Source organism: Lelliottia sp. RWM.1, assembly GCF_016859735.1.
In the GTDB taxonomy this organism is placed as follows: domain Bacteria; phylum Pseudomonadota; class Gammaproteobacteria; order Enterobacterales; family Enterobacteriaceae; genus Enterobacter.
Map to the genome: position 1 here is coordinate 78,649 of NZ_WLVC01000017.1, position 9,211 is coordinate 87,859.

Consider the following 9,211-nt stretch of genomic DNA (forward strand, 5'->3'; position numbering starts at 1 on the left):
CACCTTATCCAATAAAAGCCCTTTTACTGAGGTATTACCCTATGGCATTGCAGGAAAAACTGATCGACGCTCTGGGCAGTTTTGCCACTAAATTCAATAGCTATCGCTATATCATGGCGATCAAATCTGCCTTTATTACCCTCATGCCGGTCATCATTGTTGGGGCATTCTCTGTGCTGATCTCCAACATGGTGCTGGATCCAAAAAATGGTTTAGCCAGCTTTCAGGCGCTCTCATTTCTCGCGACCTTAAAGCCCATCACCAGTGCGCTCAACTACGCCACTCTCAACTTTCTGAATATCGGCGCGGTCTTTTTAATCGGTATTGAACTGGGGCGTATCAACGGCATCAAGTCACTTTTCCCTGGCCTGCTGGCGGTGATCTGCTTTATCTGCGTGACCCCAACCACCGTGGAAATGCTGGTCGATGGGCAGATGCATGTGGTGAAGGACGTGCTGCTGCGTCAGTTCTCCGACACCCGCAGCCTGTTCCTCGGGATGTTCATCGCGATTTTATCCGTCGAGATTTACTGCTGGCTGGAAACCCGCAAGGGCCTGAAAATCAAAATGCCGGATACCGTACCGCCTAACGTAGCGGCGTCGTTCTCCGCGCTGATCCCGGCGATTATCACCACAACCGCTATTGCGACTTTTGGTTTTGTTTTCCATCAAATTACCGGCATGTACCTCTATGACGCGGTGTACCAGGTGGTGCAACAACCGCTGGAGCGCGTCGTACAAAGCCTGCCAGGGATCTTGCTGCTGATGTTTGTCGCACAGCTGTTCTGGGTGATTGGCATCCACGGGAATCAGATGATCAAGCCGATCCGCGAACCGCTGCTGTTGGGGGCGATCACTGTCAACATGAGCGCCTTCGAGCAGGGTAAAGAGATCCCCAATATCATCACCATGCCCTTCTGGGATGTGTACATGAGCATCGGCGGATCAGGGCTGACGATTGGTCTGCTGATCGCGGTGATGATCGGGACGAAACGTAAAGAGATGAAAGAGATAGCCAAGCTGTCCATTGGCCCCGGCCTGTTTAACATCAACGAGCCGGTTATCTTCGGCATGCCAATCATGCTGAACCCTATCCTCGCGATCCCGTTTATTATCACGCCGCTGGTGACGGGCTCCATCGGTTATTTTGCCACGGTAACCGGTTTTGCCGGGAAAGCCGTGGTGATGGTTCCATGGACAACGCCGCCACTGATAAACGCCTGGCTTTCAACGGCAGGTTCAATGGGGGCGGTGATTACCCAGCTCATCTGTATTATTACTGCTGTGCTTATTTATCTGCCCTTTGTGAAGATTGCTTCCCGCCGTGCCGAGCAGGCGGCACTGCAACAAGCCACTAACAATGCATGAGGATGCCATGAGTACAAAACGCATGACCATTCCCCAGGATTTCATCCTGGGGGCGGCGGCTTCTGCCTGGCAGACTGAAGGCTGGAGCGGGAAAAGAGAGGGGCAGGACTCGTGGATCGATCTCTGGTACAAAAACGATCGTCACGTCTGGCATGACGGTTACGGCCCGGCGGTCGCCACCGACTTTATCAACCGCTTCCGTGAAGATGTCGCGCTGATGAAGCAGGCGGGGTTGACGCATTATCGCACCTCGATCAACTGGTCGCGTTTTTTGACGGACTATGAAAATGCGACGGTCGATGAAGCATACGCCTCGTATTACGATGCCCTGTTTGATGAGATGCACCGTCAGGGTATTGAGCCAATGATCTGCCTGGAGCATTACGAATTGCCGGGCGTGCTGCTGGAAACCTACGGAGGCTGGGCATCAAAGCATGTGGTTGAGCTGTTCGTGCGTTACGCCGAAAAAGTGTTCGCGCGCTATCATGCGAAAGTGACGCGCTGGTTTACCTTCAACGAACCGATTGTGGTGCAAACGCGCGTCTACCTGGATGCCCTGCGCTGGCCGTACGAACAGAACACGGGAACCTGGATGCAGTGGAACCACCATAAAGTGCTGGCAACGGCGAAAGTAGTGAAGCATTTCCGTGAAAAAGGTTATCGCGGCTCGGTGGGCTGTATCCTCAACCCGGAAGTGACTTATCCCCGCTCACGAGCCGAGCACGATGTACGCGCGGCGGAGATTTACGATCTCTTCTACAACCGTGTATTTCTCGATCCTCTGGTGCATGGGCACTATCCTCAGGCGCTTTTTACACTCCTGGAGCAGCATCAGGTCGCCTGGGATTACACCCCGGAAGAGCTGTTGCTGATCGCTGAAAACACCGTTGATGAGTTGGGTATCAACCTTTATTACCCGCACAGGGTCAAAGCGCCTTCACGGGCCTGGCATCCGCAAACACCTTTCCATCCGGCGTATTACTACGAGCCTTTCGAGCTGCCAGGACGCAGGATGAATAAATCCCGCGGCTGGGAGATTTACCCGCGCATTATCTATGACATGGCAATGCGCATTAAACGCGATTACCGCAATATCGACTGGTTCGTGGCGGAAAGCGGCATGGGGGTGGAAAACGAAGCACAGTTTCGTCGCCGCGATGGGGTGATTGACGACAGTTACCGTATCGACTTTATCAGTGAACACCTCTATTACACGCTGCTGGCGAGGGAAGAGGGGGCAAACTGTCGCGGTTACATGCTGTGGGCGTTTACTGACAACGTCTCTCCCATGAATGCTTTCAAAAACCGGTATGGATTGATAGAGATCGACCTCGCCGATAATCGTGCCCGTCATCCGAAAAAATCAGCGACCTGGTTCCGGCAACTGCGCGATGCGCGCGTGCTCACGCTCTGTGTTGATGATGAATGGAAGTAGGCGAAAACACGGCAGGTTCTGGTAAAATAGCGCACAAACTGGCCGGGAGGATGCCCGGTCTGCGCATTAACTGATAAGCACAGGTGATCACGTGGATAAGGCAGTCGTCCCGCTGGAAAAAAAACAGTACCAGGAAATTGGCGAGGATTTGCGTGCGCAAATTATCCAGGGACATTATCCCGTTGGCTCTCGCTTGCCACCGGAGCGTAATATCGCTGAAACCTACGGCGTGAGCCGTACCATTGTGCGTGAAGCCCTTCTGATGCTGGAGCTACAAGGCACGGTCGATATTCGCCAGGGATCGGGTGTCTACGTGATGCGCATTCCCGAAGAACATGAAAATGAAGAAGAGCGCTTTCTGAATAGCGATGTAGGCCCGTTTGAAATTTTGCAGGCGCGCCAGTTACTTGAAAGCAATATTGCTGCGTTTGCCGCCAAAATGGCGACGCGCGCTGATATCGATAATCTGCGCCGGATTATCGAACAAGAACAACGTGCAATTGCCGCCGATGACAATAGCCAGGATAACAACAAGATGTTCCATCTGGTGCTGGCGGGGGCGACGCAAAATCAGATGCTGCTGGCGACCGTCGAAAGCGTCTGGCATCACATGGACAGCAGCCCGCTGTGGCAGCAGTTCAATGTGCATATTGCCAGTCGTGCGTACCGGCTTAAATGGCTTGGTGACAGGCAAACCATTCTTGCTGCATTGCGTCGCCGCGACGTTATGGGGGCCTGGCAGGCCATGTTCCAGCATCTGGAAAACGTGAAAAAGAGCCTGCTGGAGTTGTCTGACGAAGATGCGCCCGATTTTGACGGCTACCTTTTTGAATCCGTACCCATTTTTCAGGGGAAACTGGTGTGACGATTCTGCCGCTTTACGCCGTTCCTCAGTTTGCAGAACAGGTTACTGACTGGCTCTGGCAGGCGTTTGGCGAGGGCGTGCCACGTGGGTTTTTCAAAAGTGTGATTGATCATAGCCAGAAGGCCGATGCGCTGCCGCTGACTTTTGTCGCCCTGGACGGGGAACAACTGCTGGGAACGGTAGGGTTATGGCGCTGTGATTTGATAACGCGCCAGGATCTTTTCCCCTGGCTGGCGGCGTTATACGTTAATGAAGCCGCCAGGGGGAAAGGGCTTGCCGGACAATTACAGGCATATGTTATTGATTATGCCAGACGCGCCGGGTACGCCGAGCTGCATCTCTGGTCTGCCTGCCGTGATTTCTACGAACGCTACGGCTGGCAGTACATCGGTGACGCGCTGGAATACCCGGATAAAACGGTGCATCTCTATCACTACTCGCTTTGCGAGTCCGCTGGTGGCACAACAGAGTGACGGCGGACCAGCGTCGGGCTGAACAGATGGGTAATATCTGGCGGCTGGCGTTTATCTGCCAGTGCTAATGCCAGCTCAGCGGCTTGTGTCGCCATGGTGACAATCGGGTAACGCACGGTCGTCAGACGAGGTCGCACGTAGCGAGAAACCAGCACATCATCGAAACCAATCAACGAAATTTCTGCCGGGACATCAATGCCGTTGTCATTTAACACGCCCATTGCGCCAGCGGCCATAGAGTCGTTATAGCTGGCTACGGCAGTAAAATTGCGCCCACGACCTAACAGGTCCGTCATCGCCTGCTCGCCACCGCTTTCGTCCGGCTCGCCGTAGGCAACCAGACGGTCATTGCACGGCAGACCATTTTCGCGCAGTGCATCGTAATACCCTTGCAGGCGGTCGTCCGCATCGGAAATCGGGTGGTTTGAGCACAGATAGCCGATGCGCGTGTGACCCTGCTGAATTAAATGGCGGGTGGCAAGCCATGCGCCATAACGATCATCAAGCGCCACACAGCGTTTTTCAAAGCCAGGGATAATACGGTTGATTAATACCATGCCGGGGATCTGTTTCATCAGATGAATGAGGTCGGCATCGGGGATCATTTTGGCATGTACCACCAGGGCAGCACATCGGTGGCGAATCAGTTGCTCAATGGCCTGACGTTCTTTTTGCTCATTATGGTAGCCATTGCCGATCAGCAGAAAATTGCCCGTTTGGTATGAAACTTGTTCTACGGCTTTGACCATCGCGCCGAAAAAGGGGTCAGACACATCACCGACCACCAGTCCCACCGTTTCTGTCGACTGCTGGGCAAGTGCGCGGGCATTGGCGTTGGGATGGTAGTTCAGCGTCTCCATGGCGCTCTGTACCGCCTGGCGCGACGCATCACTGGCTTTCGGTGAATCGTTGATCACGCGCGAGACGGTAGCGACAGACACACCAGCCAGACGGGCCACATCCTTAATTGTCGCCATTTAGTACCTTCTTAGTGGGGGTAAGCGTTTACACACCAACTAGTGTTGCGGAAAAGCGCCACGCATTCAAGGGGAGAGGGGTTTTGCAATCGACAAACGTGACGCAGAACATGCCGTACTGGTGTAATCGTTACACAGCAAGGCATGTCAAAATAATGTCAATCTGAACCTTTAGTTACACTTTGCCTCAGGCTGTTGCGATTGTCTGATAGCCGGATTTGTTCCGGGATTGATAAAGTCGAGATCCCAGAGGTATTGATAGGTGAATTCAACTCCGGTTGATTAACACGATTTACACCAACCTGCGTTTATGCGCAGGTTTTTTTTTGCCTCACAGTTCAACCTGTAACAGCAAAAGAGAATATTCACACCTGGTTGCACTTAGGCTCATTCCCTTGCGTTTTCTTGCTGGCGAAGCCCAGGGCGAACAGCCACAATCAAGATCCCAGAGGTATTGATTGGTGAGAATTCTTGGTACGGTTTCGTACTCATCTCTTGCACCAGCCTGCGCGGATGCGCAGGTTTTTTTTCGCCTCTATTTTAGCTGTCGCCCCCTTAGCACTTCTCGTGTAATCTGCCACAATTTAGCGTAACCCCACAAATTGACAGGCAAAGGGAGTTGAGATGCTTTTTGGGTTCTTCCGTACACTATTTCGTATCCTCTTTCGCATTCGTGTCACGGGCGATGCCCAGGCGCTTTTGGGCGAGCGCGTGCTCATCACCCCAAACCATGTCTCCTTTATTGATGGCATTTTGCTGGCGCTTTTTCTGCCAGGGCGGCCCGTCTTCGCGGTGTACAGTTCCATCAGTCAAAAATGGTTTATGCGCTGGCTCGCGCCGCTCATTGATTTTGTGCCGTTGGACCCGACAAAACCTATGATGATCAAACACCTGGTGCGCCTGATTGAGCAGGGACGCCCGGTGGTTATTTTCCCTGAAGGTCGCATTTCGGTGACGGGGTCATTGATGAAAATCTATGATGGCGCAGGCTTTGTCGCTGCGAAGTCAAAGGCGACCGTCGTTCCGCTGCGTATTGAAGGGGCTGAATTGACCCCGTTCAGCCGCCTGAAAGGGCTGGTTAAACAACGCATGTTCCCCAAAATCACGCTGCATATTCTGCCGCCAACAACGCTGCCGATGCCTGATGCGCCGCGCGCGCGCGATCGCCGTAAAATTGCGGGGGAAATGCTGCATCAGATTATGATGGAAGCGCGCATGGCCGTTCGCCCACGCGAAACGCTGTATGAGGCTTTACTCTCGGCTCAGTATCGCTTTGGCGCGAAGAAAAACTGCGTTGAAGACATTAACTTCACGCCAGATACCTACCGTAAACTGCTGACTAAGACGTTGTTTGTTGGCCGCATTCTTGAGAAATACAGCAAAAAAGGCGAAAAAATTGGCCTGATGCTGCCCAATGCCGGTATCAGTGCGGCTGTGATTTTTGGCGCGGTGTCGCGCGGGCGCATTCCGGCGATGATGAACTACACGGCGGGTGTGAAAGGGCTTACCAGTGCGATTACGGCGGCACAGATCCAGACGGTCTTTACCTCTCGCCAGTTCCTGGATAAAGGGAAGCTGTGGCATTTGCCGGAACAGCTCACTCAGGTTCGCTGGGTCTTCCTGGAAGATTTGAAAGCAGACGTCACGACGGGTGACAAGCTGTGGATTTTCGCTCATTTGCTGATGCCGCGCCTGGCGCAGGTGAAACAGCAGCCGGAAGATGCGGCAATTATCCTCTTTACCTCTGGTTCTGAAGGCAACCCGAAAGGGGTGGTTCACAGCCATAAAAGCCTGCTGGCGAACGTTGAGCAGATCAAAACCATTGCCGACTTTACTGCGAAAGATCGTTTTATGTCGGCGCTGCCCCTGTTCCACTCTTTTGGTCTGACTGTCGGGTTGTTTACGCCCCTGCTTACTGGCGCCGAAGTGTTCCTCTATCCTAGCCCGTTGCACTATCGTATCGTGCCGGAGCTGGTTTATGACCGTAACTGCACGGTGCTGTTTGGAACCTCGACATTCCTGGGTAACTACGCCCGTTTTGCAAATCCGTATGATTTCTATCGTATCCGTTACGTGGTTGCCGGAGCCGAAAAACTGCAGGACAGCACCCGACAGATTTGGCAGGACAAGTTTGGTCTGCGTATTCTGGAAGGCTACGGGGTAACGGAATGCGCGCCTGTGGTCTCTATCAACGTGCCAATGGCGGCAAAACCGGGAACGGTAGGGCGCATTCTGCCGGGAATGGATGCTCGCTTGTTGGCCGTGCCGGGAATTGATGACGGTGGCCGTTTGCAACTGAAAGGGCCGAATGTAATGAACGGCTATCTGCGTGTTGAGAACCCTGGCGTGCTGGAAGCGCCGACGGCGGAAAACGTCGAAGGCGAGATCGAGACCGGCTGGTATGACACCGGCGATATCGTGCGGTTTGATGAACAGGGATTTGTGCAAATTCAGGGCCGCGCAAAACGCTTCGCCAAAATCGCAGGGGAGATGGTCTCACTGGAGATGGTTGAACAGCTGGCAACGGCTGTTTCTGCCGACAAGCTTCATGCCACGGTAGTGAAAAGTGATGCCAGTAAAGGCGAAGCGCTGGTGTTGTTTACGACCGATAGCGAGCTTAAACGTGAGCGTCTTTTGCAGTATGCGCGTGAACATGGCATTCCTGAACTGGCCGTCCCGCGTGATATCCGTTATCTCAAACAACTTCCGGTGCTGGGAAGCGGCAAACCTGATTTTGTTACCCTGAAAGGCATGGTTGAACAGGCGGAACAGCAACATGCGTGAGTCAGTACACACTAACACGTCAATCTGGTCAAAAGGCATGATGGCGGTCATCGCCGCACAGTTTCTCTCCGCATTTGGTGACAACGCGTTGTTGTTTGCCACTCTGGCGTTGCTGAAAGCGGAGTTTTACCCTGACTGGAGTCAGCCCGTTCTCCAGATGGTGTTTGTGGGTGCTTACATTATCTTTGCGCCATTTGTTGGACAAGTGGCAGACAGTTTCCCGAAAGGGCGCGTCATGATGTTCGCTAACAGCCTCAAGCTTCTTGGGGCGGCCAGTATCTGTGTTGGTTTTAATCCGTTTATCGGGTACAAGCTGGTAGGGATTGGCGCAGCAGCCTATTCACCCGCGAAGTACGGAATTCTGGGTGAACTGACGACCGGTGATAAGCTGGTAAAAGCGAATGGTTTGATGGAGTCATCGACCATTGCAGCGATCCTGATAGGTTCGGTTGCCGGGGGCGTGCTGGCTGACTGGCATGTACTGGCTGCACTCGGGATTTGTTCGGTGGTGTATGGCGGCGCGGTCATTGCAAACCTGTTTATTCCTAAGCTACCCGTCGCGAGGCCAGGGCAATCCTGGCGTGTTAAACCGATGACGGCCAGTTTCTTTAACGCCTGCCGGGTACTGTGGCGTAACGGTGAAACGCGCTTCTCGCTCATGGGAACCAGCATGTTCTGGGGCGCAGGCGTAACGCTGCGTTTTCTGTTGGTGTTATGGGTTCCTGTAGCACTTGGTATTACTGACAACGCGACGCCGACCTATCTCAATGCCATGGTTGCCGTGGGGATTGTGGTTGGGGCCGGGGCAGCAGCAAAACTGGTGACGCTCGATACCGTTGCACGCTGCATGCCTGCCGGGATCTTGATTGGTGTTGTGGTGCTGGTTTTCTCCCTGCAACACGCATTGCTACCGGCTTACGCATTATTGATACTGATCGGCATTCTTGGTGGCTTTTTTGTTGTGCCATTAAATGCATTGTTGCAGGAGCGAGGCAAACATACTGTTGGGGCGGGAAATGCCATTGCGGTACAAAACCTTGGTGAAAACACGGCAATGCTGCTGATGCTGGGACTCTACTCGCTGGCCGTTAAAGTGGGTATACCGGTGGTGGGCATTGGTGTGGGCTTCGGGGCGCTGTTTGCGTTGGCGATTGCGGGATTATGGGGTTGGCAACGCCGCCGCTAAATGGCACGGTCTGCAGTTCGCAAAAAGATGAAAAACGGCAACCAGGAGGTTAATGCCGATCAGTTAAGGATCGATTGACCGATCCGGTGGCTGGTGTAAAAAGGGTTCCATGTTCATGATGGAG

Annotated in this window: 7 protein-coding genes; 6 read left to right on the plus strand and 1 reads right to left on the minus strand. The window is 53.4% G+C overall.

Going from position 1 to position 9,211, the window contains the following annotated elements; genetic code table 11:
* The first annotated feature begins 41 nt into the window (after positions 1-41).
* The 4 genes from GF617_RS14080 (at position 42) to GF617_RS14095 (ending at position 4,140) form a co-directional block, all read left to right on the plus strand.
* Positions 42-1,367, plus strand: coding sequence for a PTS sugar transporter subunit IIC (locus tag GF617_RS14080; protein ID WP_181620629.1), 1,326 nt, complete (start codon positions 42-44; stop codon positions 1,365-1,367).
* Between the two features lie 7 nt (positions 1,368-1,374).
* A complete protein-coding gene (locus GF617_RS14085; RefSeq protein WP_203451869.1) occupies positions 1,375-2,802 on the plus strand; it encodes a glycoside hydrolase family 1 protein in 1,428 nt (475 codons plus the stop codon).
* Positions 2,803-2,893: 91 nt separating this feature from the next.
* Positions 2,894-3,667: a GntR family transcriptional regulator gene (locus tag GF617_RS14090; protein ID WP_181620627.1), complete on the plus strand. Its 774-nt coding sequence runs from the start codon at positions 2,894-2,896 to the stop codon at positions 3,665-3,667.
* Positions 3,664-4,140, plus strand: a complete 477-nt coding sequence (locus GF617_RS14095) for a GNAT family N-acetyltransferase (protein ID WP_203451871.1) — start codon at positions 3,664-3,666, stop codon at positions 4,138-4,140. The genes GF617_RS14090 and GF617_RS14095 overlap by 4 nt, the downstream gene beginning before the upstream one ends.
* Here GF617_RS14095 and galR read toward each other — a convergent pair.
* Positions 4,101-5,117 carry an HTH-type transcriptional regulator GalR gene (gene galR / locus GF617_RS14100; protein WP_181620625.1) on the minus strand — a complete coding sequence of 339 codons (1,017 nt, stop codon included), beginning with the start codon at positions 5,115-5,117 and terminating at the stop codon, positions 4,101-4,103. The genes GF617_RS14095 and galR overlap by 40 nt on opposite strands.
* A gap of 624 nt (positions 5,118-5,741) precedes the next feature.
* Between galR and aas the strand changes: the two genes are divergently transcribed.
* Positions 5,742-7,901, plus strand: coding sequence for a bifunctional acyl-ACP--phospholipid O-acyltransferase/long-chain-fatty-acid--ACP ligase (gene aas, locus GF617_RS14105; RefSeq protein WP_203451873.1), 2,160 nt, complete (start codon positions 5,742-5,744; stop codon positions 7,899-7,901).
* Complete coding sequence (gene lplT / locus GF617_RS14110) at positions 7,894-9,087, plus strand: lysophospholipid transporter LplT (RefSeq protein WP_203451875.1); 1,194 nt, start codon at positions 7,894-7,896, stop codon at positions 9,085-9,087. Before aas ends, lplT begins: the two co-directional genes overlap by 8 nt.
* Positions 9,088-9,211 lie beyond the last annotated feature (124 nt).

What these genes read in the sequence shown, in the direction of transcription:
- GF617_RS14080 (WP_181620629.1), top strand. Translation starts at nt 42, where the DNA reads ATGGCATTGCAGGAAAAACTGATCGACGCTCTGGGCAGTTTTGCCACT.
- GF617_RS14085 (WP_203451869.1), top strand. Translation starts at nt 1,375, where the DNA reads ATGAGTACAAAACGCATGACCATTCCCCAGGATTTCATCCTGGGGGCG.
- galR (WP_181620625.1), bottom strand. Translation starts at nt 5,117, where the DNA reads ATGGCGACAATTAAGGATGTGGCCCGTCTGGCTGGTGTGTCTGTCGCT.
- aas (WP_203451873.1), top strand. Translation starts at nt 5,742, where the DNA reads ATGCTTTTTGGGTTCTTCCGTACACTATTTCGTATCCTCTTTCGCATT.
- lplT (WP_203451875.1), top strand. Translation starts at nt 7,894, where the DNA reads ATGCGTGAGTCAGTACACACTAACACGTCAATCTGGTCAAAAGGCATG.